The organism is Mycolicibacterium lacusdiani (assembly GCF_021916785.1).
In the GTDB taxonomy this organism is placed as follows: Bacteria; Actinomycetota; Actinomycetes; order Mycobacteriales; family Mycobacteriaceae; genus Mycobacterium; species Mycobacterium lacusdiani.
In genome coordinates, this window is sequence record NZ_JAKCFC010000002.1 from 787,621 (window position 1) to 813,819 (window position 26,199).

Sequence of the window (26,199 nt, forward strand, 5' to 3'; positions counted from 1 at the left end):
AGACGCCGAATGTGGCACAGCTCACTATGAAGCCTCCTCGACGACGTAGCGGGGGAACACGCCCTCGGGTTTCGGCAGTGCCGTGCCCGGTGCCAACCGCGTGCCGATCGACGCGAACGTCCTGGCGTCCTCGTCCTGTCCGAGCAGCGTCAGCAGCTTCGCCGACGACTCCGGCATCACCGGCTGGACGAGCAGCGCGGCGATGCGGACGGTCTCCAGCGTCGTGTACAGCACCGCGCCGAACCGCTGCTGATCCTCGGCGGCCTCCGACTTGCGCAGCACCCATGGCTCCTGGGCGGAGAAGTACCGGTTGGCGGCGCCGAGCACCGACCAGATCGCCTCGAGCGCAAGGTGCATGGCCTGCTCGTCGAAGTGCGCGCGGACCGTCGGAAGCAGGGCATCGGCTGCAGCGAGCATCTCGGCGTCCTCGGCGCTCAGCGGTCCCGGATCGGGCACGGCCGCGCCGAGGTTCTTGTTCACCATCGACAGCGACCGCTGCGCCAGGTTGCCCAGCTCGTTGGCGAGGTCGGTATTGATCCGGCTGATGATGCCGTCCTCGCTGTAGCTGCCGTCGTGACCGAACGGCACCTCGCGCAGCAGGAAGAAGCGAACCTGGTCGAGCCCGAACGCGTCGACGAGGGCGACGGGGTCGACGACGTTGCCCACCGACTTGCTCATCTTCTCGCCGCGGTTGAACAGGAAGCCGTGCGCGAACACCCGGCGCGGCAGTTCGAGCCCCGCCGACATCAGGAAGGCAGGCCAGTACACCGTGTGGAACCGGATGATGTCCTTGCCGATCATGTGCAAATCGGCAGGCCAGTAGCGACGGTAGGACTCGGACTCGGTGTCCGGGAAGCCCACGCCGGTCAGGTAATTGGTGAGCGCGTCCACCCAGACGTACATGACGTGGTCGGGGTGGTCGGGCACCTTGACGCCCCAGTCGAACGTCGTGCGCGAGATCGACAGGTCGCGCAGTCCGCCGGAGACGAAGCTGACGATCTCGTTGCGCCGGACGTCGGGCCCGATGAACTCCGGGTGCGCCTCGTAGTGGGCGAGCAACCGCTCGGTGTAGGCCGAAAGCCGGAAGAAATAGGTCTGCTCCTCGGTCCACGTGACGGGCGTACCGGTCTCGGTGGCGATGCGCGAGCCGTCGGCGACGACCTCGGTCTCGTCGGAGGTGAAGAAGCGTTCGTCGCGCACCGAGTACCACCCGGAGTACGAGTCGAGGTAGATGTCGCCGGCGTCGCTCATCCGGTTCCAGATCGCGACCGACGCCTCCACGTGGTCGGCGTCGGTGGTCCTGATGAAGCGGTCGAACGTGACGCCGAGGCCCTCTTGCAGCCGCTGGAACACGTCGGAGTTGCGCCGCGCCAGGTCCGCGGTCGGGATGCCCTCGGCGGCCGCGGTCTGGGCCATCTTCAGTCCGTGCTCGTCGGTGCCGGTGAGGAATCGGACGTCGAACCCGTCGAGTCGCTTGAACCGGGCGATTGCATCGGTGGAGACGTACTCGTAGGCGTGACCGACGTGCGGCACGCCGTTCGGGTAGGCGATGGCAGTGGTCACGTAGAAGGGTCTGCCGGCGCCGTGCGAGGGATCAGGGGTGCGCGTCCCCGCGCCGGGGGATAGATCAGGGGTGCGCGTCCCCGCGCCGGGGGATAGATCAGGGGTGCGCGTCCCCGCGCCGGGGGATAGATCAGGGGTGCTCATCGCGCTTCACCTTATTGTCTAGGGCGTGTCCGGAACATCCGATAACGAGGCGACCGGATCGTCGCGGCGCGAACGGCAGGCCCCTCCACTGCCTGAACCGCTGGCACCGCTGGTCGACGCGCACACCCACCTCGACGCCTGCGGGGCCCGAAACGCCGACGACGTGCACGCGATCCTCGACCGTGCCGCCTCGGTCGGCGTTCAAGCCGTCGTGACCATCGCCGATGACCTCGAGTCGGCCCGCTGGGTCGTCGACGCCGCCGAATGGGACGAGCGGGTCTACGCCGCCGTCGCGCTGCACCCGACCCGCGCAGGAGCCCTCGACGGCGAGGCGCGGGCAGAGATCGAGCGGCTGGCTGCCCACCCCCGGGTCGTCGCGATCGGCGAGACCGGCATGGACATGTTCTGGCCCGGCCGCCTGGAGGGCTGTGCCGACCCCGCCGAGCAGCGCGAGGCGTTCGCATGGCACATCGACCTGGCCAAGCGGACCGGCAAGCCGCTGATGATCCACAACCGGGACGCCGACGCCGAGGTGCTCGACGTGCTGCGCGCCGAGGGTGCTCCCGACACCGTGATCTTCCACTGCTTCTCCTCGGGTCCGGAGATGGCGCGGGTGTGCGTCGACGCCGGCTGGCTGCTGAGCCTGTCGGGCACGGTCAGCTTCAAGAACGCCGCCGCGCTGCGGGACGCCGCGCGGTTGATCCCGCTCGGGCAACTGCTCGTCGAGACCGACGCCCCGTTCCTCACCCCGCATCCGTACCGCGGCGCACCCAACGAGTCGTACTGTCTGCCCTACACGGTCCGGGCGTTGGCCGACGTGCTCGATCGCTCGGCTACCGAGCTGGCCCGCGAGACTTCCGACACAGCCGCAGGGGCCTACGGGCTGCGTCGGTGAGCCAAGTTGCCCCTACCTGGGCATTTCGTTACCGTCCTGTGATGAAACCGCCGGTTGAGTCCTGTCCACGCGCCGGCCATACATCTTTGGGATTGACCTCTTGAACGTCTTGCACAGATTGCACGAGACCCGCTCGCCGATGTTGCGACTCTGCGTCGCCCTGCTGTTGGCCGCGCTGGCCTTTGCCGGTGGCTCGGCCGTCGCCTCGCACAAGACTGTGGAACTCACGGTCGACGGTTCGACGATGACGGTGTCGACCATGAAGACCCGGGTGATCGACGTGGTCGAGGAGAACGGGTTCGAGGTCGGTGACCGCGACGATCTGTTCCCGGCAGCCGACGAGGACGTGCACCAGTCGGACACCATCGTGCTGAGCCGGAGCAGGCCGCTGCAGATCTCGATGGACGGCCGCGACAGCCGCGAGGTGTGGACCACCGCGTCGACGGTGCAGGGCGCGCTGGCTCAGCTCGCCATGACCGACACCGCGCCGGCAGCGGCGTCGCGCGCCACCCGCGTGCCGCTAAAGGGCATGTCACTGCCCGTCGTGACGCCGCGGACGGTTCAGCTCGACGACGCGGGCGTGGTCCGCACGGTCCGTCTGGCGGCTGCCAACGTGGCCGGTCTGCTCGAGGCCGCAGGCGTTCCGCTGCAGCAGAGCGATGCGGTGACTCCCGCCGCGTCGTCACCGGTCGTAGACGGAATGCAGATCCGTGTGACCCGGGTGCGGACCGAGAAGGTGACCCAGCGGATGCCGCTGAAGCCCGCCAGTCACACCATCCCGGACGTCAATATGAACATGAGCCGCCAGGTCGTCGAGGACCCCGGAACACCCGGCACGCAGGACGTCACGTTTGCCATCGCCACCACCAACGGGGTCGAAACGGGCAGGTTGCCAGTAGCCAATGTCGTGGTCGAACCCGCCCGCGACGCCATCCTGCGGGTGGGCGCCAAGCCGGGTACCGAGGTGCCGCCGGTGTCCATGGGTGCAACCTGGGACTCGCTTTCCCAGTGTGAAGCGGGAGGCAACTGGGCGATCAACACAGGCAACGGATTTTACGGTGGCGTGCAATTTGATCAAAACACATGGGAACGCAACGGTGGTCTGAGGTATTCTCAGCGGGCCGATCTGGCAACGAGGGAAGAACAGATCGCGATTGCTGAGGTAACACGGGCGCGCCAAGGATGGGGTGCCTGGCCTACGTGTAGTGGAAGGTTGGGAGTGCGCTGACCATCAGGCTCCTCGGTCGCACCGAGATACGACACTTGGCGAAGGAACTCGACTTCCGGCCGCGGAAATCGCTTGGTCAGAACTTCGTCCACGATGCGAACACCGTTCGCAGGATCGCTACTGCCTCCGGGGTCAACCGGCACGATCACGTGCTCGAGGTCGGCCCCGGTCTCGGATCCCTGACACTTGCCCTGCTCGATCGCGGCTCGCGGGTCACCGCCGTCGAGATCGATCCGGTGTTGTGTGAGCGCCTGCCCAAGACCGTCGGGGAGCATTCGCACAGCGAGGCCGGTCGCCTCAACGTGTTGCACCACGACATCTTGACGCTGACCCGGGCCGACATCGAGGCGATGCCGGATTACCGGGATCAGCCCACCGCGGTCGTGGCGAACCTGCCCTACAACGTGGCGGTCCCGGCGATCCTGCATCTGCTCGCCGAGTTCCCGACCATCCGCACCGTGATGGTGATGGTGCAGGCCGAGGTCGCCGAGCGGCTTGCTGCCGAACCGGGCGGCAAGGACTACGGCGTGCCGAGTGCGAAGGTTCGCTTCTACGGCAACGTCCGCCGCTATGGCATGGTGTCGCCGACGGTGTTCTGGCCGATCCCGCGGGTCTACTCGGGGCTGGTGCGCATCGATCGCTACGAGACTCCTGCGGACTCGGCACCGCCGTGGCCTACCGACGCGGAGTTCCGCGACGAGGTCTTCAAGTTGATCGACATCGCGTTCGCGCAACGCCGCAAGACTTCCCGTAACGCCTTCGCCGAGTGGGCGGGCTCGGGCAACGAGTCGGCCGAGCGGCTGCTGTCGGCGAGCATCGATCCGGCTCGTCGCGGCGAGACCCTCGCGATCGCCGACTTCGTGCGGCTGCTGCAGCGCTCGGGTTGGCAACCCAAGGCGAAGCAGCAGGACGACGCCGAAGCGGTCCGCACCACCGACTCGAGCTAGTCGGACTCCTTCGGCTCCACGGGGTGCCGGTTGTCCTTGGCGATGAGTTCGGCCTGCAGCGGGGTCTCCGCAACCACCGGGTAGTTGCCGGTGTACCCGACGCGCTCCTGGGCGACGCTGAGCACTCTGCCGCGCACTGCGTACCAACCGCCGACGAGCGTGGGAACGATGATGAGCAGCGCGATCGCGTTCCAGTAGTTCTCGATGCACATCAGCAGTGTCACGCCGCCGAGGAAGGCCAGCGTGGCGTAACTCGTGTACGGCGTGCCGAACAGGCGGAACGACGGGCGTTGCAGAATGCCCTTCTTCGACCAGCGGTACATCTGAATCTGGCAGATCACGATCGTCGCCCAGGAGGCGATGATCCCGAGTGCCGAGAGGTCCAACGCGATGTTGAATGCCTCGGCCGGGACGACCAGGTTGAGGAAGACGCCGACCACCGTGAAGCAGGCCGTCAACGCGATGCCTGCCCACGGCACGCCCCGCTTGGACATCTTGGAGGTGAACTGCGGGGCGCTGCCGTTCATCGACATCGAGCGCAGGATGCGGCCCGTCGAGTAGAGGCCGGCGTTGAGGCTCGACAGTGCCGCGGTCAGCACGACGAAGTTCATGATGTCGCCGGCAGCGGGAACGCCGATCTTCGAGAAGAAGGTGACGAACGGGCTCGTGCCCTGCACGTAGGCGGTGTAGGGCAGCAGCAGTGCCAGCAGGACCAGTGAACCCACGTAGAACACGGCGATTCGGAAGATCACCGAGTTGATGGCCTTGGGCATCACCTTGGCAGGGTTCTCCGTCTCACCTGCCGCGGTGCCGACCAATTCCACTGCGGCGTAGGCGAAGATCACGCCTGAGGTGATCACGACGAGCGCCAGCACGCCGTTGGGCAGGATGCCGCCGTTGTCGGCGATCACCGACGGGCCGGTCGCCGCACCCTCGACCGTGAAGCGTCCCGCCAGGAAGATGATCCCGACGATCAGGAACGTGACCAGTGCGACGACCTTGATCAGCGCCGCCCAGAACTCCATCTCGCCGAACCACTTGACCGAGATCATGTTGACGGCCAGCACGATGACGAGCGCGATCAGGGCGATCGTCCACTGCGGTATTGCCTCGAAGGCGCCCCAGTAGTGCATGTAGAGCGCGATGGCCGTCACGTCGACGATCGAGGTGCACGCCCAGTTGAAGAAGTACATCCAACCCGCGACGTAAGCCGCCTTCTCGCCGAGGAATTCGCGGGCGTACGACACGAACGATCCCGAGGAGGGTCGGTGCAGCACCAGTTCGCCGAGGGCGCGCAGGATGAAGAAGACGAAGACCCCGCAGATCGCGTACACGATGAACAGGCCGGGGCCGGCGCTGGCGAGCCGTCCGCCCGCGCCCATGAACAGACCCGTTCCGATCGCACCGCCGATGGCGATCATCTGCAATTGCCTTGGCTTGAGGCCCTTTTCGTAGCCCTCTTCTTCGTGTGCGAGTGCTGAGTTGTCGTACTCGGTGGGTGCAGCCATTGAGCAAACGCTAGACCGGTGCGAGCGGCCCGCAACCCGTGCACGGTAAACCTTGCATTACGCCATGTTTCCGCGACGTTTGGGTCTTACGGGGTCAGCGCGCGGGCGACCAGCCGGACGAACTCCGAGCAGGTGGGGTAGCGGTGGTCGGGGTCCTTCGCCATGGCCTTGGCGAGAATGGAGTCGAACGCGTGGCTCACCCATGCCAGCCGGCGGGAGTAACGCGGCACGGGGTGGCTCAGGTGTGCGTCGATCAGTCCCATTGCCGTCGATGCGACGAAAGGCGTTGTGCCGATCAGCAGTTCGACTGCGGTGCAGGCCAGCGCGTACTCGTCCGACGCCGCCGACGGCGTCCTACCGTGCAGGATCTCCGGCGCGGTGTAGGGCAGTGACGCGTCGATGCGGGTGGCGGGGCGCGGTGCGCGTTCGGTGAGCGAGCGGGCGACCCCGAAGTCGACGAGCACGGCGCCGCGCACCGCGAAGTCGCTGTGCACCAGAATGTTCGACGGCTTGACGTCGCAGTGAACGACGCCGATACGGTGGGCATGGTCGAGCGCCTCGGCGATGTCGGCCAGCGCGGTCAGGAAGGCGGGCAGGGTGCCCAGGGTGCTCACCGAGCCGCCGTCGACGAGTTCCATGGCAAGCCAACCATCCCCGCATTCGTCGACGATCACGACGTGGGGGTGGGCGGCTCGCCTGGCGAACTCGAATTCGCGGTGCAGCCGCTCGAGGTCGGACGGACCGCGGTGCCGTTCGTCGAGCACCTTCAGTGCCAGCGCAGGGCCGGGCCGCGAGATGCGCTGTGCGCGATACACCGTCGCCGACCCGCCGCGGCCGACGAGGCCTTCGATTGCGAAGTCGTCGAACCGAGTGACGGGTTCGGACACGGCTTCACCCTACGGCTCAACCGGGCCAAGGTCGCGGCACGAAGCGCCGAGTGATCCTTGACACAGTTCGCGAGCAAACACTAGCGTTGACGCCTGCGGGCTGCGCGACAGCCGGCGCGAGCGGCGGGATCGTACGAGGGGTATCTCACCACTTCGTCCCTACCGTCGGCGCTGCGGCGATAGTGTGTGGCGTGCCCGCCTCCGACGGAAACGCCGCCTCCGACTGGGTTCCGTCAAGCTCGGTGACGGTCCGCGTCCCGGGCAAGGTCAACCTCTATCTCGGCGTCGGCGACCTGCGTGACGACGGCTATCACGAACTGACCACCGTCTTCCACGCCGTGTCGCTGTTCGACGACGTCACCGTGCGCAACGCCGACGTCCTGTCCCTGGCGATCACCGGTGAGGGCGCCGGCTCCCTGCCGACCGACGACCGAAACCTCGCGTGGCGGGCCGCCGAACTCCTGGCCGAGCACGTCGGCCGCGCGCCCGAGGTGGCCATCTCGATCGCCAAGTCGATCCCCGTGGCCGGCGGCATGGCAGGCGGCAGCGCCGACGCCGCCGCCGTGCTGGTGGCGATGAACGCGCTGTGGGAACTCGGCGTGCCGCGCCGCGACCTGCACGGGCTGGCAGCCCAATTGGGCAGCGACGTGCCGTTCAGCCTGCACGGCGGCACCGCACTGGGAACCGGCCGCGGCGAGCGGCTCGCCACGGTGCTGGCGCGCACGACGTTCCACTGGGTGCTCGCATTCGCCGACGGCGGTCTCTCGACGCCGCGGGTCTTCGGCGAGATAGACCGGCTGCGCGCTGACCCCGCAGGCGGCCCGCCCCGGCTCGAGGACCCCGAGCCATTGCTGGCCGCGCTGGCGTCCGGGGACGCCCACCAACTCGCTCCGCTGCTGGGCAATGATCTGCAGGCGGCTGCCGTCGGGCTCGACGGGCGACTGCGTCGCACGCTCGCGGCCGGTGTCGACGCCGGTGCGCTCGCCGGGATCGTGTCGGGGTCCGGCCCGACGTGCGCGTTCCTCTGCTCGTCGGCGTCCTCGGCCGTCGACGTCGGCGCGGTGTTGGCGGGGGAGGGCGTCTGCCGCACCGTCCGGGCCGCCAGTGGGCCGGTGCACGGGGCCCGGGTGGTCTCGGAACCCCACGCTTCTTGACGGGACTGCGGTAGACGCGTCGGACTGTGACCCAGACCTCACTTTGGTCATGGGTTTGTTAGTTACTTAAGGGTCTCTTAAGATGAGCGACGGTGAAAGCTAGCGGTCACGCGGCCTACGCGACGACGCATCCCGCCGGGACTCCCGACGGGGGCATCGTGCCCGCCCTGGCCAAGCCGTCGGACGCTTTACCGTTTCTTTTCCAAGCCGCTCCCGAATCGTGTGTGCGCGCCTCCTCGGCGGCGGCTATCAGCAGGTGGAGCATTGATTACCGGGCACAGGCGCCTGAACTCAGGAGGTCGTGGTGAGTAGATTTACCGAGAAGATGTACCGCAATGCTCACGAGAGCACGCGGGGCATGGTGACCGGCGAACCCCACGAACCCGTGCGGCACACCTGGCTCGAGGTGCACGAGCGCGCCCGCCGCATCGCAGGCGGTCTGGCGGCAGCCGGCGTCGGCCACGGCGACGCCGTCGGCGTGCTGGCAGGCTTCCCGGTCGAGATCGCTCCCACCGCCCAGGGCGTATGGATGCGCGGTGCGAGCCTGACGATGCTGCACCAGCCGACGCCGCGGACCGACCTCGTGGTGTGGGCCGAGGACACCATGAACGTGATCGGCATGATCGAGGCGACCGCGGTGATCGTCTCGGAGCCCTTCCTCGTCGCGATCCCCGTGCTCGAGGAGAAGGGCATCAAGGTCCTCAAGGTGACCGACCTGCTCGAGGCCGAGCCGATCGATCCCGTCGAGGCCAGCGAGGACGATCTCGCGCTGATGCAGCTGACGTCCGGGTCCACCGGATCGCCGAAGGCCGTGCAGATCACCCACCGCAACATCCACTCCAACGCCGAGGCGATGTTCGTCGGCGCGCAGTACGACGTCGACTCCGACGTCATGGTCAGCTGGCTGCCCTGCTTCCACGACATGGGCATGGTCGGCTTCCTAACCATCCCGATGTACTTCGGCGCGGAGCTGGTCAAGGTCACGCCGATGGACTTCCTGCGGGACACCCTGCTGTGGGCCAAGCTCATCGACAAGTACAAGGGCACCATGACCGCGGCGCCGAACTTCGCGTACGCGCTGTTCGCCAAGCGGCTGCGCAAACAGGCCGAGCCGGGTCAGTTCGACCTGTCGACGCTGCGGTTCGCGCTGTCCGGCGCCGAGCCGGTCGAACCCGCCGACGTCGAGGACCTGTTGGACGCCGGCAAGCCGTTCGGCCTCGACCCCAACGCGATCCTGCCTGCGTACGGCATGGCGGAGACGACGCTGGCGGTGTCGTTCTCCGAGTGCGGCGCGGGCCTGGTCGTCGACGAGGTCGACGCCGACCTGCTTGCCGCGCTGCGTCGCGCCGTGCCGTCTACGAAGGGCAACACCCGACGGCTGGCCTCGCTCGGCCCGCTGCTGCAGGACCTCGAGGCGCGCGTCGTCGACGAGAACGGTGAGGTGATGCCCGCTCGCGGCGTCGGCGTCATCGAACTGCGCGGCGAATCGCTGACCCCCGGCTACATCACGATGGGCGGTTTCCTGCCGTCGCAGGACGCCCACGGCTGGTACGACACCGGTGACCTCGGCTACCAAATGGAGAACGGCCACATCGTGGTCTGCGGCCGCGTGAAGGACGTCATCATCATGGCGGGTCGCAACATCTACCCGACCGACATCGAGCGTGCCGCAGGCCGCGTCAAGGGCGTGCGTCCCGGCTGCGCCGTCGCCGTGCGACTCGACGCGGGCCACTCGCGCGAGACGTTCGCCGTCGCCGTCGAGTCCAACGCCTGGCAGGACCCGGCAGAGGTGCGCCGCATCGAGCACGACGTCGCGCACGAGGTCGTCACCGAGGTCGACGTCCGGCCGCGCAACGTGGTCGTCCTCGGCCCGGGCACCATCCCGAAGACGCCGTCGGGCAAGCTGCGCCGCGCCAACTCCGTCTCGCTGGTCACCTAATCCCGCGAGCGTGCGTGTCTGCGGGCGACACGCCGGTCTAAAACCCGAGTTCGCGCACGCTCGCCACCATAGGGGGGTGTCGTGGATCGACCGGGTCTCGTACTCGGCCAGCTGACGTTCTATTCGTTGCTCTTTGGCGGCGGCATCGTCTGGCTCATCGTGTACTTGGTGCGCCGGTCGAAGGCCGGTGGCAGCAGCGGTTCGTCGCAGGCCCGCTGGCAGCACGCCGTCAACGTATGCACCGCCGACCCCCGTTATCGACTGGGCCAGGTGTCGGCAGTCAACCAGGTTTACCCGCAACGCGGGACGGCGGCTTGGGTGACCTGGTACGGAACGGGTCAGCCACAGAACACCTGGTTCGAGAACGTCTACCCGCCCGTCGGAGGCTGGGTGGTCGTCACCGGCGGCATCGGACCCGACCGCACGACCTTCGTCGTCGACCAGGTGCACGACGTCATCGCCTGACCCGGGTTGTCACAGCCTGATGTGCCGCGCGCCCACCGCGATACGCCGCAGCTGATACCGCGCGGCGGGCAACCGGGGCCGTCCCAGCGACAGTCCGGCGCGCTCGGCGATGTCCTCGACCACCTCGTCGACGGTTCGCTCGTCGGTCGGAACGTGCGCGGCGAACCGCTCGGTGGCCAGGGCAGGCACGCACCGCGGGATCTGGTCCATGGCCCACGTCTCGGGACGTCCGACCGCGCGGCCCAGCCAGTACGCGGAACGGGTTCGCAGCCGCCGACGGAGCGTGTCCGCGGACGCCTGCAGTGCGAAGTGCCGCACGTCGACACCCGCGCCGGCCAACCCGCCCATCACCTCGTCGAAGTAGGCGCTGTCCACCAGGGTCATCGGCACGATCACCGGATCCGACCCGTTGGCGGCGACCGCGTCGACCAGGGTCGCGACCACCGCGGCGCGCCACTGCGGGCGGTCCTGGAAGTCGCCGCGCGCGTCGGGCGGCAGCATCTTCTGGATCGCGAAGCCGATCAGCTCCGGGTCGGCGACGTGCGAGCCGGGCAGTCGGCGGTGCAATTCGAAGGCAGTCTGCGTCTTCCCGGCCCCGAATGCCCCGTTGATCCACAGCAGCACCTCGCCGACTCTAGGCGGTGGGCATGAAATGCAATGGAGTCTCGTCGGCGGGCCTCGCTACGGTTGGTCCATGACGTCCCCGGCCATCGAGGCGATCGACCTCGTCAAGAAGTTCGGTGGCGCCGACGACCAGAGACCGGCGGTCGACGGCGTGAGCTTCTCGGTGCCCGCCGGTTCGGTGCTCGGCCTGCTGGGGCCCAACGGCGCAGGCAAGACCACCACCGTGCGGATGATGACGACGCTCTCGCTGCCCACCAGCGGCACCGCACGGGTGGCGGGGTACGACGTGCGCGAGCAACCCGACATGGTCCGGCGCAACATGGGGCTGACCGGTCAGGCCGCGACCGTCGACGAGTTGCTGACCGGGCGCGAGAACATCCGCATGATCGGTGGGCTGTACGGCATCGGGAAGCGTGATCTGGCCAGGATCGGCGACGAACTGCTGGAACAGTTCTCCATCGCCGATGCCGCCGACCGGCCCGTCAAGTCGTACTCGGGCGGCATGCGCAGACGGCTCGACCTCGCCGTCAGCCTCATCGCGTCACCGCCGGTGCTGTTCCTCGACGAGCCCACCACCGGGCTGGATCCGCGTAGCCGCAACGACCTGTGGGACGTGCTGCGCGGGTTGGTGGCCGAGGGCACGACGCTGCTACTGACGACGCAGTACTTGGAGGAGGCCGACCAGCTCGCCGACGACATCGTCGTGATCGACCGCGGCCGCATCATCGCCAAGGGCACGCCGTTGCAGCTCAAACAGCAGGCGGGCAACGCCAGCCTCGTCGTCACCGTCTCCCATGCCGACGACCTACCCGCCGCACGGGATCTACTGGCCCGCACCGGCGCGGAGGTGCACGAGGACATCGGTGCGCGTCAGCTCACCGCCTCCGCCGACGGCATCGCCGAACTGACCACCGTCGCCGGCTGGCTTCAAGAACACGAGATCGACGTCGACGACATCGGCTTGTCGAGGCCAAGCCTCGACGACGTATTCCTGTCCCTGACCGGCCACCGCGCCGACGACGAGGAGCCCGCATGACCGCCGTCCAGCCACGGCCCGCCGTGACCGCCGAGCGGCCGGAGATCCGCCCGACCAACATCGTTCAGCAGTCATGGATCATGGTCAAGCGCAACATGATTCACACCAAGCGCATGCCGGAGATGCTGAGCGACGTCACCGTGCAGCCCATCATGTTCGTGCTGCTGTTCGCGTTCGTCTTCGGCGCGTCGATCGCGACCAGGGGCGGGGCGTCCTACCGGGAGTTCCTGCTGCCCGGCATCCAGGCGCAGACCATCGTGTTCACCGCGTTCGTGGTGTCGTCGGGCATCACCGCCGACGTCGAGAAGGGCATCATCGACCGGTTCCGCTCCCTGCCCATCCGGCGTTCGGCGGTGTTGATCGGCCGCAGCGTGGCGAGCCTGCTGCACTCGTCGATCGGCGTAGTGGTGATGGCGGTGACGGGGTTGTGCATCGGATGGCGGATCCGGGGCAGCGTCGGTGAAGCCGTGCTCGCGTTCGCACTGATCCTGGTGTTCGGCTTCGGGATGATCTGGTTCGGGATCCTGGTCGGATCGTTGATGCGCTCGGTCGAGGCCGTGAACGGCGTGATGTTCACCGTCCTGTTCCCCATCACGTTCCTGGCCAACACGTTCGCGCCGACGGAACCCATGCCCCGCTGGCTGCGGGTGGTCGCCGAGTGGAACCCGGTGTCGTCGCTGGCGCAGGCGATGCGCGAGCTGTGGGGCAACGGTCCCCCCGCGCCACCGGACGCCCAACTGCCACTGCACCATCCCGTGCTGGCGACCATCCTGTGGTCGCTGTCCATCACCGCGGTGATCGCGCCGTTCGCGCTGCGCGCCTATGCGCGGCGCACGTCTGATTGACGTTGACGTGATCTGAGTTCATGTGGCTATACTCAGCCACATGGCCTCGGACGTGTCGCCCCGCATCGCCGATCACCCCACCGTGCGGAAGATGCGTGGCCACACGCTCAAGCCGCCCGCGGTGATCGACGCCGACTGGCTCCGGCAGGTGTGCCTCGACGCCGGTGCCGACGACGCGGCGTTCGCCACCATCGACGACCCCGCGCTGCAGTCCGAGCGCGAGCATGCCGACGCCGCGCTGCCAGGTGCTCGGAGCTTCATCTCGCTGGTGGTCAAGATGAACCGGGACAACGTGCGGTCGGTGGCCAGGAGCGTCGCGAACCAGGAGTTCCACCGCAGCGGGGAGATCATCAACGAAGCGGCGCACCGCATCACGCGCGTCCTCCAGGACACGGGCTACCGGTCGCTCAACCCGTCGGCCACGTTCCCGATGGAGATGGACCGCTTCCCGGGCCGCATCTGGGTGGTCGCGCACAAACCCGTCGCGGTCGCCGCCGGGCTCGGCGTGATGGGCATCCACCGCAACGTCATCCACCCGAAGTTCGGCAACTTCGTCCTGCTGGCGACGATCATCGTCGACGCGCCGATCTCGAAGTACGGTGAGCCGCTGGACTATTCGCCGTGTTTGGAGTGCAAGCTGTGCGTGGCGGCGTGCCCGGTCGGGGCCATCAAGAAGGACGGCGAGTTCGACTTCTTCGCGTGCTCGACGCACAACTACCGCGAGTTCATGGGCGGCTTCACGGACTGGGTGCAGACGGTCGCCGACAGCGACGACGCGGCCGACTACCGTTCGCGCGTCACCGATTCCGAGAGCGCGTCGATGTGGCAGAGCCTGTCGTTCAAGGCGAACTACAAGGCGGCCTACTGCCTGGCGGTGTGCCCGGCGGGTGAGGAGGTCATCGGTCCATACCTCGACGACCGCAAGGGGTTCATGGACATCGTGCTCAAGCCGCTGCAGGAGAAGCGCGAAACGCTCTACGTGCTACCGAACTCCGCGGCGAAGGCGTTCGCCGAGAAGCGGTATCCGCACAAGCCGACCAAGGTCGTCGACAGCGGGATCGCGGGGCGGAGCTAGCGCTCCGGAGATAGGCGCGAGCGTGCGTGAACTCGCCCTCCGGGTCGGCGTGTCGCCCGCAGACACGCACGCTCGCGGAAGGGGAGTGGTACCGCACTAGGCCGCACTAGGCCGCACTAGGCACCGCTAGCCCCAGGCGTGCACGACGTTCTGCGCGGGTTCGAGGCCGTCGCGCACCAGGAGTTCGGTGGCGTCGGCGGCCTGCTCGCAGAGCAGTCCGACCTCCGGCAGCTCCCTGGACGCGAAGTTCTCCAGCACGAATGACGCACCCGACTGCCGCCCGGGCGGTCGGCCGATGCCGAGCCGCACCCGGGCGAAGTCGTTGGTGCCCAACGCCGAACCGACTGATCGCAAGCCGTTGTGCCCGGCGACCCCGCCACCGAACTTCAGCCGGATGCGGCCGAAGTCGATGTCGAGTTCGTCGTGCAGCACGATCACGTCAGCAGGCGCCACGGAGTAGAACTTCGCCAGCGGGCCGACGTGGCGCCCCGACTCGTTCATGTACGTGCGCGGCTTGGCCAGCACCACCGACCGGCCGCCGAGGCGGCCGGTGACCACCTCGGCGCCGGACTTCTTGTGGACCTTGAAGCCCGAGCCGATCCGGTCGGCGAGCACGTCGGCGACCAGGAAGCCCAAGTTGTGCCGGGTGGTGGCGTACTGCGGGCCTGGATTGCCCAGGCCGACCACCAGCAGCGGCTCGGCCACGAGCTGTCCGCCCTACCCGATCAGGAGTCGGAGTCGGACTCGGAATCCGACGATGCCTCGCCGTCCTCGTCGCCCTCTGCCTCGGCCTCTTCGGCCTGCTCCTCGAGCGACGGGCCACCACCCTCGGCCTCGAGTTCTTCTTCGCTCGGCGCCACGATGACGTTGACGACCAGCAGCTCGGGATCCGACACCAGCGTGACGCCCTCGGGCAGATCGATCTGGCTCGCCAAGATCTGCGTACCGGCGGGGGTGCCCTCGATCGACAGCGTCAGCTGCTCCGGGATCGACATGGCGTCGGACTCGATCTCGATGCTGTTGGTCTCCTGGGTGACCAGGGTGCCGGGCGCGGCGTCGCCCTCGACGACGACGTTGACCTCGACGGTCACCTTCTCGCCGCGGCGCACCACGATGAGGTCGACGTGCTGGATGTTGCGACGGATCGGGTGGATCTCGATCTGCTTGGGCAGCGCGAGCGCCTCGGTGCCCTCGACGTCGAGCGTCAGCACCGCGTTGGTGCCGAAGTTACGGAGCACGGCCGCCAGCTCGCGGGCGGGCAGTTCGAGGTGCTGCGGGTCGGTGCCGTGGCCGTACAGCACGGCGGGCACCTTGCCCTCGCGGCGAGCGCGACGCGATGCGCCCTTGCCGGTCTCGGTGCGGACCTTGACGGTCAGGTTGTTCGGAAGGTGGGCCTTGGTCTTGGCCATGTGTCTGCTCCTATGCCGGGGTGTGGGCGCGGCAAGGGCGACTCGGCGCAGCAGGGCTGCGGCTCGTGTTCCGTCGATAACGGTGGCTTCGCCAAGAATCCGGGGCCACCCTCGCCGTGATCGTCGCCAAGGTTAGCGCAATCGGGCCTACACCACGAAATCGAGTGACGGCGTCAGATTCGGGCTGCGAGCGTGAAGTCGGTGCCCGTGAGCTGCGCCGACAGGTCCCACAGCGCGGCGGCGGTCTTGGCGTTGCGCGCCAGCGGGCTGCGACCCACCAGCCCGGTGGCGCCTCGCATGCCGTAGCGCGGCCCGACGAACGAGTCGCCGGGAATGTCCTGGGACACCGCGTACAACGACTGCCTGGCGCCGAAATCGGCGTCGGTCGCGACCGCGTTCGCCGCGCGCCACACCTTGCTGCCCAAGGCGTTGCCGGTGTTGCCCTGCAGGTTGGTGGCCGAGTAGCCCGGGTGCACTGCGATCGCGCGCACGGGCGAGCCGGCCTGGGTCAGCCTGCGCTGCAACTCCATGGTGAACAACAGGTTGGCCAGCTTGGACTGCCCGTACGCCGGCCACGCCAGATACGGCCGCGACGTCCAGTTCAGGTCCTTGAGGCTGATGACGCCGATCAGGTGCATCATCGACGACACCGTGACGATGCGGTCGCTCACCTTGGGCAGCAGCAGGTTGGTCAGCGCGAAGTGGCCGAGGTGGTTGGTGCCGATCTGGCTCTCGAACCCGTCGACGGTCTTGGCGTAGGGCACCGCCATGATGCCTGCGTTGTTGACCAGGACGTCGACCTTGGCAATGCCGTTGGCGAACGCGCGCACCGATGCCAGGTCCTGCAAGTCGAGGCGTCGCACCTCGGTGTCGCCGGGCATGGTCGCCGCGGCGGCCCGGCCCTTCTCCTCGTTGCGTACGGCGAGGATCACGCTGGCGCCGGCCCGGGCCAGTTCGCGGGCGGTCACCTCGCCGAGGCCGCTGTTGGCGCCGGTGACGATGACGGTCCGCCCGGCGAACGAAGGCAGGTCGGCAGCAGTCCAGTCGCTCATGACGACGACAGTAGGGCCTACGCCGCAGTGTTGGACATGCGGCTACGCCGCGGCGACGTCGAAGCCCTTGATGATCTGCTCGACCTCCGGGCCTTCGGCCCGCGCCTGGTCCGCGAAGCTGGTCACGGTCAACTGCACCAGGTAGCGCTGGCCCGGCATGTTGGGCGCCGCGGGCCGTCCGGTGGCGATGACGACGCGGTTGTAGCTCTGCATCCGCCGCCCGTTGAGGTCGTAGGTGCACTCGATCATCGACGACGGGAAGCCCTTGAAGTCGTCCTTGGAGCCGTTGAGCTTCTTGAAGTTCTCCGACAGCTCGGCGTCGGCGTCGGCGTACTTGATGGCCTCCGCGACGTCGAAGTCACCGGCCAACCGGAAGACCAGGATCATCGCCGTCGGATAGGTGTCGCCCTTGGCGATCGTGCGGGTGCCGGGCGACAGGTTGGGGTTTGAGTAGGTGCGCCACCCGGCCGGGGCGGGCATGGTCACCTTGAGGTCGGGAATCTTGTCGGGTGCGACGGGCTGGCCCGTGACGCCGGCGTTCTCGAGGTACTGCGCGAACGGGATCGGCGGTTCCTTGCTGGTGGACGTCGTCGTCGTGGTGGTCGTCGTCCAGATCGACTTGTACTCGGGAGTCGCCGGGCCGCACGCCGTGAGGCCGAGCGCGACCAGCGCGGCCGCGACCACGCAGCGGGTGAAGCGGGCCGGCGTCACAGGATCTCGCGCACCGCGTCGATCGGCCGGGCCAGCCGCGTTCCCTTCGACGTCGTGACGAAGGGTCGCTCGATCAGGATGGGATGTGCGGCCATCGCGTCGAGCAGTTCGTCGTCGGATGCGTCGGCCAGGCCGAGTTCGGCGTACAGCGACTCACGCTTGCGGACGGCGGTCCGGACGTCGATGCCCGCGTCGGCGATCATCGTCGCCAGTTCGGCACGGGTCGGCGGCGTCTTCAGGTACTGCACGACCGTGGGCTCGATGCCGTTGTCGCGCAACAACTCCAAGGTCTTGCGCGACGTCGAGCACTTCGGGTTGTGATAGATGACCGGGTGGGTCATCTATGCCGACCCGTCGAACAGGCTGGTGACGGAGCCGTTGTCGAAGACCGCGCGGATGGTGTTGGCCAGCAGCGGGGCGATCGACAGGACGGTCAGCGACGGGAAGCGCTTCTCCTCGCCGATCGGCAGGGTGTTGGTGACGATGACCTCGCGTGCGCCGCAGTCCGCGAGGCGCTGGGCCGCCGGATCCGACAGCACGCCGTGGGTGGCGGCGATGATGACGTCGGACGCGCCGTCCTGGCGCAGCAGGTTCACCGCTCCGGCGATGGTGCCGCCGGTGTCGATCATGTCGTCGGTCAGGATGCACGTCTTGCCCCGGACGTCGCCGACGACGCGGTTGGACACCACCTGGTTGGGCACCAGCGGGTCACGCGTCTTGTGGATGAACGCCAGGGGGACACCGCCGAGCGAGTCGGCCCACTTCTCCGCGACGCGGACGCGGCCGGAGTCGGGGGAGACGACCACCATGTCGTGGCCTGAGTAGTTCTCGGCGATGTAGCTGGTCAGCAGCTTCTGCGCCCGCATGTGGTCGACGGGGCCGTCGAAGAAGCCCTGGATCTGGTCGGTGTGCAGGTCGACGGTCAGGATCCGGTTCGCGCCCGCGGTCTTCAGCAGGTCGGCGACCAGCCGGGCCGAGATGGGCTCGCGTCCGCGGTGCTTCTTGTCCTGCCGGGCGTACGGGTAGAACGGCAGGATCGCGGTGATCCGCTTGGCGCTGCCGCGCTTGAGCGCGTCGATCATCAGCAGCTGTTCCATCAGCCACGTGTTGAGCGGCGCGGGATGGCTCTGCAGGACGAAGGCGTCGCTGCCGCGCACGGATTCGTCGAAGCGGACGAAGATCTCGCCGTTGGCGAAGTCCCGTGCCGTCTGCGCCGTCACGTGGACGTCGAGTTCCTTCGCCACCTGCTCGGCGAGCTCGGGATGAGCGCGGCCCGAGAAGAGCATCAAGCTTTTGCGGTTGTCGGTCCAGTCCGTAGCCACTTCAGAGCTGCCTTCGCGGTCGGCGGTCGATACGGGGCAATGGTACGGAGGTTCCCCGGGCGATCATGGCCGGGTTACCAGAAAGCCAACGGACGACGTCGTCTCAGTCGTCGGTTCGGGCGCTGCCGGCGGCCTTGCGGGCGGCCTCGGCGGCGGCGCTGCCGGGGCGTTTGCGCTCCACCCAGCCCTCGATGTTGCGTTGCGGGCCGGCCGAGACGGCGAGCGCTCCCGGCGGGACGTCGGTGCGGATGACGGTGCCCGCCCCGGTGTATGCGCCGTCGCCGATCGTCACCGGCGCGACGAACATCGTGTCGGAGCCGGTGCGCACGTGCGAACCAATCGTGGTACGGCGCTTGGTTTCTCCGTCGTAGTTCACGAACACGCTCGATGCGCCGATGTTCGAGTGCTCGCCGATGTCGGCGTCGCCGACGTACGTCAGGTGCGGCACCTTGGTACACGCGCCGATGACGGCGTTCTTCGTCTCGACGAACGCGCCGAGCTTGCCGTCGGCCCCGAGGTCGGTGCCGGGCCGCAGGTAGGTGAACGGGCCGACGACGGCGCCGGGGCCGATCGCCGAGGAGGTGCCGTGGGTGCGGATCACCGACGCGCCGTCGCCGACCGAGACGTCGGCCAGGGTGGTGTCGGGCCCGATCTCGCACCGCGCGCCGACGGCGGTGGCGCCGAGCAGCTGGGTGCCCGGACGCACCACCGTGTCCTGACCGATCGTCACGTCGACGTCCACCCACGTGGTCGCGGGGTCGACCACCGTGACGCCCGCGCGCAGGTGGCGCGCGACGATGCGTCGGTTCAGCTCGGCCGCGAGATCGGCGAGCTGGACGCGGTCGTTGACGCCTGCAACCAGCGCGCTGTCGTCGAGGTGACGGGCGCGGACCACGTGGCCGCTCTGCCGCACGATCGAGATGGCGTCGGTGATGTACAGCTCGCCCTGGGCGTTGTCGCTGCGCAGCTGGCTCAGCGCGGATCGCAACGCGCCGATGTCGAACGCGTAGACGCCGGCGTTGACCTCGCGGATGTCGCGTTGCTTCTCGGTGGCGTCGGCCTGCTCGACGATTCCGATGACCTCCCTGTCCTGCGTGCGCAGGATGCGGCCGTAACCGGTCGGGTCGGCGACGGTGGTGGTGAGCACCGTGGCAGCGGCCGACTCCGCACTGTGCGCGTCGATCAGGTCGGCGAGGGTGTCGGCGTCCAGTAGTGGGACATCGCCCGCGGTGACGACCACGGTGCCGGTGAAGTCATCTGGCAGTGCGGTGAGCCCGCACCCCACGGCGTGGCCGGTGCCGCGCTGCTCCTCCTGTACGGCGATCGTCACATCGCGTCCCAGTTCCTCGGCCAGCGCGGTGACCGCCGCCGACACCGGCTCGCGGTCACTGCCCACCACCACGACGAGGTGCCGCGGCTCGACCGCGGCGATCGCGTGCAGGGCGTGGGAGATCATGCTGCGGCCCGCCAGGGTGTGCAGGACCTTGGGAATGGTCGAGCGCATCCGAGTGCCCGCCCCGGCTGCCAGGACGATGACCGCGGCCTCGCCTCGTGTCGTCATGTTGACCTTCTTTTCACGCGAGCGTGCGCGGAGTGTGGGATTTTGGCGGCGTGTCGGCCGCAGACGCGCACGCTCGGCGGGGGGCTTGCAGGGCTGCTCGCTGCTCCGTCGCCAGGACTCGAACCTGAACTATCTGTACCAAAAACAGAGGTGCTGCCGATTACACTACGACGGACTGTCGGTGAGACTCTAGTCGACCACATAGGGTAATCGGCGTGGCCGCACCGGAGAAGGAACCCCGCGCACCCCGCGCCCGGATGACCGGTAGCGAGCGACGCCAACAGCTCATCGAGATCGCGAAGTCGCTGTTCGCCGAACGCGGATACGACGGCACCTCGATCGAGGAGATCGCTCAGCGCGCGCACGTCTCCAAGCCCGTCGTCTACGAACACTTCGGTGGCAAGGAAGGCCTCTACGCCGTCGTCGTCGACCGCGAGATGTCCGCTCTGCTGGACGGGATCACGTCGTCACTGAGCAACAACCGCTCCCGGGTCCGCCTCGAACGCGTCGCGCTGGCGCTACTCACCTATGTCGAGGAACGCACCGACGGGTTCCGCATCCTGATCCGCGACTCCCCGGCGGCCATCACGTCGGGCACCTACTCGACGCTGCTCAACGACGCGGTCAACCAGGTGTCGTCGATCCTGGCCGGCGACTTCTCCCGCCGCGGTCTCGACCCCGAACTCGCGCCGCTGTACGCACAGGCCCTCGTCGGGTCGGTGTCGATGACGGCGCAGTGGTGGCTCGACACCCGCGAACCGAAGAAGGAGGTCGTGGCCGCCCACCTGGTGAACCTCATGTGGAACGGTCTGACCCACCTCGAGCCCGACCCGATGCTGCACGAGCAGTAGCTCGACGCACGTCACATCAGTCACGAGAGTCACTGCGCGCGGCGGCCCGATCGACTGCGCGATGTTCCACCTAGCGAGCGAATCAATCGCCCGACCCTTGTCATCGGGGTGTTAATTCGCTGACCAGATGGGACATTCACGAGTCCGGTGGCGCGCCTCGGCCAGTGACACCTGTGACGGCTGTGACGAAGCTCCCCGGTGCCCGCCCAGCCCGGCGGTCACCCGGTCGGCGGACGTCGGAGCGCTCCCTACAATGGAGGAACCATGAATGCACCGGGGTATGACCATGTCCAGACCCCGATCGCCGGGCTCGTCTCGCTTGCGCTGACCGACCCGGGGCTGCGCGACGTCACACAACGCGCTGCGGCCGGCGCCACCGAAGGCGCGCTCGTCGGGCCCGCTGCCGCGCGGCTGTTCGTCGCCGCCGCGCTCGCCGAAGCGGGACCCCTGCTGGCCGTGACCGCGACCGGCCGGGAGGCCGACGAACTCGCCAACGAGCTGCGGGCGGTGCTCGGGGACGCCGTCGCGATGTTCCCGTCGTGGGAGACCCTGCCGCACGAACGCCTGTCGCCGGGCGTGGAGACGGTCGGCGCACGAATGAAGGTGCTGCGCAGGCTCGCTCACCCCGACGACACTCGGCTCGGCCGCCCGCTGCGGGTGGTCGTCACCACCGCGCGGTCACTGCTGCAGCCGATGCCGCCGGACCTCGCCCGAGTCGAACCCGTGACGCTGACGGTCGGTTCCGACGCCGACTTCGACGGCGTGATCGAGCGCCTCGTCGAGCTGGCCTACACCCGCGTCGACATGGTCGCCAAGCGCGGTGAGTTCGCGGTCCGCGGCGGCATCCTCGACGTGTTCGCACCGACCGCCGAGCATCCCGTGCGCATCGAGTTCTGGGGCGACGAGGTGTCCGAGATGCGGATGTTCTCGGTCGCCGATCAGCGCTCGATCCCCGAGATCGAGGTCGACAGCTTGATCGCGATGCCGTGCCGTGAACTGCTGCTGACCGACGACGTGCGCAAGCGTGCCGCCGCGCTGGCCGCCGAACAGCCCCACGACGACAACCGCGTCAGCGGCACCGTCGGCGAGATGATGGCCAAGCTGTCCGAGGGCATCCCCGTCGAGGGCATGGAGTCGCTGCTGCCGGTGTTGCGTCCCGCCGACCTGTCGTTGCTGACCGACCACCTGCCGGCGAACAGCCCGGTGCTGGTGTGCGATCCGGAGAAGGTGCGCACCCGCGCGGCCGACCTGGTCAAGACGGGCCGGGAGTTCCTCGAGGCGTCGTGGTCGATCGCGGCCATGGGCGCCGACGCACCGATCGACCTGGAACAGCTGGGCGGCTCGGGATTCCGTGGTCTCGAGGAGGTCAGGGCGAACGCCGCGGCGGGCGGGCATCCGTGGTGGACGCTGAGTCAGCTCGGCGATCCGTCGGCGATCACACTCGACATCCGGCCGGCTCCGTCAGCACGGTCGCAGCAGAACACCCCGGACTTCCAAGACGAGGTCTTCGCGATGCTGCGCGCGCACGTCGCCACCGGCGGGCTGGCGGCGATCGTCGCACCCGGCGCGGGCACCGCGCACCGCGTCGTGGAGCAGCTCGGCGAATCCGACGTCGCCGCGGCGATGCTCGAGCCGGGCGACGCCCCCAAGGCCGGCGTCGTCGGGGTGCTCAAGGGCCCGCTGTGCGAAGGCGTCGTGCTGCCAGGGGCCAAGCTCGTGGTGATCACCGAGGCGGACCTCACCGGCAACCGGGTGACGGCCACCGAGGGCAAGAAGCTCGCCGCCAAGCGGCGCAACGTCGTCGACCCGCTGGCGCTGACCGCGGGCGACCTGGTGGTGCACGACCAGCACGGCATCGGTCGGTTCGTCGAGATGACCGAACGCACCGTCGGCGGCGCGCGCCGCGAGTACCTGGTGCTGGAGTACGCGTCGGCCAAGCGCGGCGGCGGCTCGGACAAGCTGTTCGTGCCGATGGACGCCCTCGACCAGCTGTCCCGCTACGTCGGCGGGGAGGCACCGTCGCTGTCGAAGCTCGGCGGCAGCGACTGGGCCAACACGAAGACCAAGGCGCGCAAGGCAGTACGCGAGATCGCAGGCGAGCTGGTGTCGTTGTACGCCAAGCGTCAGTCTGCGCCCGGGCATGCGTTCGGTCCGGATACCCCGTGGCAGAACGAGATGGAGGACGCGTTCGGATTCACCGAGACCGTCGACCAGCTGACCGCCATCACCGAGGTCAAGAGCGACATGGAGAAGCCGGTCCCGATGGACCGGGTCATCTGCGGTGACGTCGGCTACGGCAAGACCGAGATCGCGGTGCGCGCGGCGTTCAAGGCGGTGCAGGACGGCAAGCAGGTCGCGGTGCTGGTGCCGACGACGCTGCTGGCCGATCAGCACCTGCAGACGTTCAGTCAGCGGATGACGGGCTTCCCGGTGACGGTGAAGGGCCTGTCGCGCTTCACCGATCCGTCGGAGTCGCGCAAGACGCTCGAGGGCATGCGCGACGGCTCGGTCGACATCGTGATCGGCACGCACCGGCTGCTGCAGACCGGTGTCACGTGGAAGGACCTCGGCCTGGTCATCGTCGACGAGGAGCAGCGCTTCGGCGTCGAGCACAAGGAGCACATCAAGTCGATGCGCACCCACGTCGACGTGCTGACCATGAGCGCCACGCCGATCCCGCGCACCCTGGAGATGAGCCTGGCAGGCATCCGCGAGATGTCGACGATCCTCACGCCACCCGAGGAGCGGTCCCCGGTGCTGACCTACGTCGGGCCGCACGACGACAAGCAGGTGGCGGCAGCGCTGCGCCGCGAACTGCTGCGCGACGGCCAGGCGTTCTTCATCCACAACCGGGTGCGCTCCATCGACTCGGCCGCGGCCAAGATCCGCGACCTGGTGCCCGAGGCCCGCGTAGTCGTCGCACACGGGCAGATGCCCGAGGAGCAGCTGGAGCGCACGGTCGAAGGGTTCTGGAACCGCGACTACGACATCCTGGTGTGCACCACGATCGTCGAGACCGGCCTGGACATCTCGAACGCCAACACGCTGATCGTGGAGCGCGCAGACACCTTCGGCCTCTCCCAGCTACATCAGCTGCGCGGCCGCGTCGGGCGCAGCCGGGAGCGCGGCTACGCGTACTTCCTGTACCCGGCGGAGGTTCCGCTGACCGAGACGGCCTACGACCGGCTGGCCACCATCGCCCAGAACAACGAGCTGGGCGCAGGCATGGCCGTGGCCATGAAGGACCTCGAGATCCGCGGCGCGGGCAACGTGCTGGGCGCCGAGCAGTCCGGTCACGTCGCCGGGGTCGGGTTCGACCTCTACGTGCGCCTGGTCGGGGAGGCCGTCGAGGCGTTCCGCGCTGCCGTCGACGGAGAAACCGTTGCGACGCAGGAGGAACCGAAGGACGTCCGGATCGACCTGCCGATCGACGCCAACCTGCCGCCCGACTACATCGGCAGCGACCGGCTGCGACTGGAGGGCTACCGCCGGCTCGCGGCCGCCAACGACGAGGAGGCGATCGCCGCTGTCGTCGAGGAACTCGTCGACAGGTACGGCCCGCTGCCGGAGCCTGCGCGGCGGTTGGTCGCGGTGGCCAGGCTGCGGCTGCTGTGCCGCCAGTACGGCGTGACCGAAGTGGGCGGCGTGTCGGAGTCGACGGTGCGCATCTCGCCGTTGCCGCTGCAGGATTCCCAGCAACTGCGCCTCAAGCGGATGTACCCCAGTGCGACCTACCGCGCGACGACGTCGACGATCACCATGCCGATCCCGCGGGCGGGCACCGGCATCGGCGCCCCGCGCATCCGGGACCTCGAACTGGCCGGTGCCGTGGCCGAACTGCTATTGGCGCTGGATGGCCGACCTCGCACCGATGTTGATATAACGAACTTCGACCAGTGGCGCGGCGAGCAGAGTTCGCGCGAGGAGCAGGGTGCGTCCACCCCCGCACGCGCGAAGAGGTAGAGGTCCCACGACGATGTTCGAGTTCCCGTGACCGTCGTCCTGGTCGACCCACGCCGCCCCTCGCTGGTGCCGGTCGAGGCCGTCGGCCTGCTCGCCGGGGACGTTCAGTACACCGAGGAGATGCCGATCAAGGTGCCCTGGTCGCTGCCCGCGGCCCGGCCATGCTCGTTCGGCGCACCCGATGACGACGCGGCGCCGGTGCTGCTGTCGTCGGACCCCGACCATCCCGAGGTGCGCTCCCGGCTGGCCGCGGGGGAGCAGTTGATCTCGGTGCCTCCCCCGCAGCCCGGCGAGCGGCTGGTCGACGCAGTCGCCACGATGGACCGGCTCCGCACCGCGGGGCCGTGGGAGAGCGAGCAGACCCACGACTCGCTACGTCGGTACTTGCTCGAGGAGACCTACGAACTGTTCGACGCGGTGCGGGGCGGCAACGCCGAGGACGTCCGCGACGAACTCGGCGACGTGCTGCTGCAGGTGCTCTTTCACGCCCGCATCGCCCAGGACGCACCCGAGGGTGCGTTCTCGATCGACGATGTCGCCGACGCGCTGGTCCGCAAGCTGGCCAACCGGGTGCCCGCCGTGTTGGCCGGGGAGTCGGTGTCGCTGGAGGAGCAGCTCGCGCAGTGGGAGGAACGCAAGGCCGCCGAGAAGGTCAGGAACTCGTCGATGGACGACGTGCCGATCGCGCAGCCGGCGCTCGCGTTGACGCAGAAGGTCTACGAGCGGGTGTCCGCCGCCGGGCTGCCTGCCGACTTGATCCCCGAGGGCATGGTGTCGATCGGGACCGCGCACGGTGGTGACACCGAGAACGCCATGCGGACCGCGACGCTGGACTTCATGGACACCGTCCGCAAGGTCGAGCAGGCCGTGGCCGCCGCCCGGCGCGGTAGCGATGCGCCGCAGGCGATCGACGTGACGTCACCTGGGGCGATCACCGAGGACGAGTGGCGGGCGCACTGGCCGACGACGCACGAGGGCGAAGAGCAGCCCCCGGCTGACCCGGAAGCGGCCCCCGAGTAG

Annotated in this window: 23 protein-coding genes and 1 tRNA gene; 12 read left to right on the top strand and 12 right to left on the bottom strand. The window is 68.5% G+C overall.

From position 1 onward, the window contains the following. Positions 1 to 24 precede the first annotated feature (24 nt). On the bottom strand, positions 25 to 1,707 hold the full coding sequence (gene metG, locus LOK44_RS08830; RefSeq protein ID WP_237569595.1) for a methionine--tRNA ligase: 1,683 nt from the start codon (positions 1,705 to 1,707) through the stop codon (positions 25 to 27). A 25-nt stretch (positions 1,708 to 1,732) separates the two neighbouring features. On the opposite strand from metG, the gene LOK44_RS08835 reads away from it, so the two are divergent. From LOK44_RS08835 to rsmA, 3 genes are all read left to right on the top strand, one after another. Then, entirely contained in the window at positions 1,733 to 2,602 is an 870-nt protein-coding gene (locus tag LOK44_RS08835) for a TatD family hydrolase (protein WP_237569596.1), read from the top strand. Positions 2,603 to 2,702: 100 nt separating this feature from the next. Then, on the top strand, positions 2,703 to 3,830 hold the full coding sequence (locus LOK44_RS08840; protein WP_237569597.1) for a resuscitation-promoting factor: 1,128 nt from the start codon (positions 2,703 to 2,705) through the stop codon (positions 3,828 to 3,830). Continuing rightward, positions 3,827 to 4,777, top strand: a complete 951-nt coding sequence (gene rsmA / locus LOK44_RS08845) for a 16S rRNA (adenine(1518)-N(6)/adenine(1519)-N(6))-dimethyltransferase RsmA (RefSeq protein WP_237569801.1) — start codon at positions 3,827 to 3,829, stop codon at positions 4,775 to 4,777. Before LOK44_RS08840 ends, rsmA begins: the two co-directional genes overlap by 4 nt. On the opposite strand, the gene LOK44_RS08850 is transcribed toward rsmA, so the two are convergent. Then, positions 4,774 to 6,285: an amino acid permease gene (locus LOK44_RS08850; RefSeq protein ID WP_237569598.1), complete on the bottom strand. Its 1,512-nt coding sequence runs from the start codon at positions 6,283 to 6,285 to the stop codon at positions 4,774 to 4,776. The genes rsmA and LOK44_RS08850 overlap by 4 nt on opposite strands. An 86-nt stretch (positions 6,286 to 6,371) precedes the next feature. Beyond that, positions 6,372 to 7,172 (bottom strand): serine/threonine-protein kinase, encoded by an 801-nt coding sequence (locus tag LOK44_RS08855; protein WP_237569599.1) that lies wholly within the window; start codon positions 7,170 to 7,172, stop codon positions 6,372 to 6,374. 191 nt (positions 7,173 to 7,363) lie between these two features. Between LOK44_RS08855 and LOK44_RS08860 the strand changes: the two genes are divergently transcribed. The 3 genes from LOK44_RS08860 (at position 7,364) to LOK44_RS08870 (ending at position 10,730) form a co-directional block, all read left to right on the top strand. Further along, positions 7,364 to 8,326, top strand: a complete 963-nt coding sequence (locus LOK44_RS08860; protein WP_237569600.1) for a 4-(cytidine 5'-diphospho)-2-C-methyl-D-erythritol kinase — start codon at positions 7,364 to 7,366, stop codon at positions 8,324 to 8,326. 304 nt (positions 8,327 to 8,630) lie between these two features. Then, entirely contained in the window at positions 8,631 to 10,265 is a 1,635-nt protein-coding gene (locus LOK44_RS08865) for a fatty acyl-AMP ligase (RefSeq protein WP_237569601.1), read from the top strand. Between the two features lie 81 nt (positions 10,266 to 10,346). Next, positions 10,347 to 10,730 carry a hypothetical protein gene (locus tag LOK44_RS08870; RefSeq protein ID WP_237569602.1) on the top strand — a complete coding sequence of 128 codons (384 nt, stop codon included), beginning with the start codon at positions 10,347 to 10,349 and terminating at the stop codon, positions 10,728 to 10,730. Positions 10,731 to 10,739: 9 nt separating this feature from the next. On the opposite strand, the gene LOK44_RS08875 is transcribed toward LOK44_RS08870, so the two are convergent. Beyond that, a complete protein-coding gene (locus LOK44_RS08875) occupies positions 10,740 to 11,354 on the bottom strand; it encodes an AAA family ATPase (protein WP_237569603.1) in 615 nt (204 codons plus the stop codon). A 70-nt stretch (positions 11,355 to 11,424) separates the two neighbouring features. Here LOK44_RS08875 and LOK44_RS08880 point away from each other — a divergent pair, with 70 nt between their 5' ends. Genes LOK44_RS08880 through LOK44_RS08890 form a run of 3 tightly spaced genes read left to right on the top strand, consistent with a single transcriptional unit; the run spans position 11,425 to position 14,310 of the window. Then, complete coding sequence (locus tag LOK44_RS08880; protein ID WP_237569604.1) at positions 11,425 to 12,390, top strand: efflux ABC transporter ATPase subunit, DrrA-related; 966 nt, start codon at positions 11,425 to 11,427, stop codon at positions 12,388 to 12,390. Continuing rightward, positions 12,387 to 13,235, top strand: a complete 849-nt coding sequence (locus LOK44_RS08885; RefSeq protein WP_237569605.1) for an ABC transporter permease — start codon at positions 12,387 to 12,389, stop codon at positions 13,233 to 13,235. Before LOK44_RS08880 ends, LOK44_RS08885 begins: the two co-directional genes overlap by 4 nt. A gap of 40 nt (positions 13,236 to 13,275) precedes the next feature. Beyond that, positions 13,276 to 14,310 carry a 4Fe-4S binding protein gene (locus tag LOK44_RS08890; protein WP_237569606.1) on the top strand — a complete coding sequence of 345 codons (1,035 nt, stop codon included), beginning with the start codon at positions 13,276 to 13,278 and terminating at the stop codon, positions 14,308 to 14,310. Positions 14,311 to 14,436: 126 nt separating this feature from the next. Here LOK44_RS08890 and pth read toward each other — a convergent pair whose 3' ends face one another. From pth to LOK44_RS08930, 8 genes are all read right to left on the bottom strand, one after another. Beyond that, positions 14,437 to 15,015 (bottom strand): aminoacyl-tRNA hydrolase, encoded by a 579-nt coding sequence (gene pth, locus LOK44_RS08895; RefSeq protein WP_237569607.1) that lies wholly within the window; start codon positions 15,013 to 15,015, stop codon positions 14,437 to 14,439. A gap of 20 nt (positions 15,016 to 15,035) precedes the next feature. After that, positions 15,036 to 15,719: a 50S ribosomal protein L25/general stress protein Ctc gene (locus tag LOK44_RS08900; protein WP_237569608.1), complete on the bottom strand. Its 684-nt coding sequence runs from the start codon at positions 15,717 to 15,719 to the stop codon at positions 15,036 to 15,038. A gap of 173 nt (positions 15,720 to 15,892) precedes the next feature. Continuing rightward, entirely contained in the window at positions 15,893 to 16,771 is an 879-nt protein-coding gene (locus LOK44_RS08905) for an oxidoreductase (protein ID WP_237569609.1), read from the bottom strand. Between the two features lie 42 nt (positions 16,772 to 16,813). Then, entirely contained in the window at positions 16,814 to 17,482 is a 669-nt protein-coding gene (locus LOK44_RS08910; protein ID WP_237569610.1) for an LpqN/LpqT family lipoprotein, read from the bottom strand. Then, positions 17,479 to 17,823, bottom strand: a complete 345-nt coding sequence (gene arsC / locus LOK44_RS08915; protein WP_237569611.1) for an arsenate reductase (glutaredoxin) — start codon at positions 17,821 to 17,823, stop codon at positions 17,479 to 17,481. The genes LOK44_RS08910 and arsC overlap by 4 nt, the downstream gene beginning before the upstream one ends. After that, positions 17,824 to 18,804 (bottom strand): ribose-phosphate diphosphokinase, encoded by a 981-nt coding sequence (locus LOK44_RS08920; protein WP_237569612.1) that lies wholly within the window; start codon positions 18,802 to 18,804, stop codon positions 17,824 to 17,826. Between the two features lie 103 nt (positions 18,805 to 18,907). Further along, positions 18,908 to 20,365, bottom strand: a complete 1,458-nt coding sequence (gene glmU, locus LOK44_RS08925; protein WP_237569613.1) for a bifunctional UDP-N-acetylglucosamine diphosphorylase/glucosamine-1-phosphate N-acetyltransferase GlmU — start codon at positions 20,363 to 20,365, stop codon at positions 18,908 to 18,910. A gap of 103 nt (positions 20,366 to 20,468) precedes the next feature. Further along, a tRNA-Gln gene (locus tag LOK44_RS08930) sits at positions 20,469 to 20,540 on the bottom strand. Positions 20,541 to 20,622: 82 nt separating this feature from the next. Between LOK44_RS08930 and LOK44_RS08935 the strand changes: the two genes are divergently transcribed. The 3 genes from LOK44_RS08935 (at position 20,623) to LOK44_RS08945 (ending at position 26,199) form a co-directional block, all read left to right on the top strand. Next, on the top strand, positions 20,623 to 21,216 hold the full coding sequence (locus LOK44_RS08935; protein ID WP_237569802.1) for a TetR/AcrR family transcriptional regulator: 594 nt from the start codon (positions 20,623 to 20,625) through the stop codon (positions 21,214 to 21,216). Positions 21,217 to 21,480: 264 nt separating this feature from the next. Next, positions 21,481 to 25,179, top strand: coding sequence for a transcription-repair coupling factor (mfd, locus tag LOK44_RS08940; protein ID WP_237569614.1), 3,699 nt, complete (start codon positions 21,481 to 21,483; stop codon positions 25,177 to 25,179). Positions 25,180 to 25,206: 27 nt separating this feature from the next. Beyond that, positions 25,207 to 26,199 (top strand): nucleoside triphosphate pyrophosphohydrolase, encoded by a 993-nt coding sequence (locus LOK44_RS08945; protein ID WP_237569615.1) that lies wholly within the window; start codon positions 25,207 to 25,209, stop codon positions 26,197 to 26,199.

Excerpts from the sequence above, each read along its gene's own strand:
- LOK44_RS08890 (WP_237569606.1), top strand. The coding sequence starts at position 13,276 with ATGGCCTCGGACGTGTCGCCCCGCATCGCCGATCACCCCACCGTGCGG.
- LOK44_RS08905 (WP_237569609.1), bottom strand. The coding sequence starts at position 16,771 with ATGAGCGACTGGACTGCTGCCGACCTGCCTTCGTTCGCCGGGCGGACC.
- glmU (WP_237569613.1), bottom strand. The coding sequence starts at position 20,365 with ATGACGACACGAGGCGAGGCCGCGGTCATCGTCCTGGCAGCCGGGGCG.
- LOK44_RS08850 (WP_237569598.1), bottom strand. The coding sequence starts at position 6,285 with ATGGCTGCACCCACCGAGTACGACAACTCAGCACTCGCACACGAAGAA.
- LOK44_RS08935 (WP_237569802.1), top strand. The coding sequence starts at position 20,623 with ATGACCGGTAGCGAGCGACGCCAACAGCTCATCGAGATCGCGAAGTCG.
- LOK44_RS08885 (WP_237569605.1), top strand. The coding sequence starts at position 12,387 with ATGACCGCCGTCCAGCCACGGCCCGCCGTGACCGCCGAGCGGCCGGAG.
- LOK44_RS08880 (WP_237569604.1), top strand. The coding sequence starts at position 11,425 with ATGACGTCCCCGGCCATCGAGGCGATCGACCTCGTCAAGAAGTTCGGT.
- mfd (WP_237569614.1), top strand. The coding sequence starts at position 21,481 with ATGAATGCACCGGGGTATGACCATGTCCAGACCCCGATCGCCGGGCTC.
- arsC (WP_237569611.1), bottom strand. The coding sequence starts at position 17,823 with ATGACCCACCCGGTCATCTATCACAACCCGAAGTGCTCGACGTCGCGC.
- metG (WP_237569595.1), bottom strand. The coding sequence starts at position 1,707 with ATGAGCACCCCTGATCTATCCCCCGGCGCGGGGACGCGCACCCCTGAT.
- LOK44_RS08900 (WP_237569608.1), bottom strand. The coding sequence starts at position 15,719 with ATGGCCAAGACCAAGGCCCACCTTCCGAACAACCTGACCGTCAAGGTC.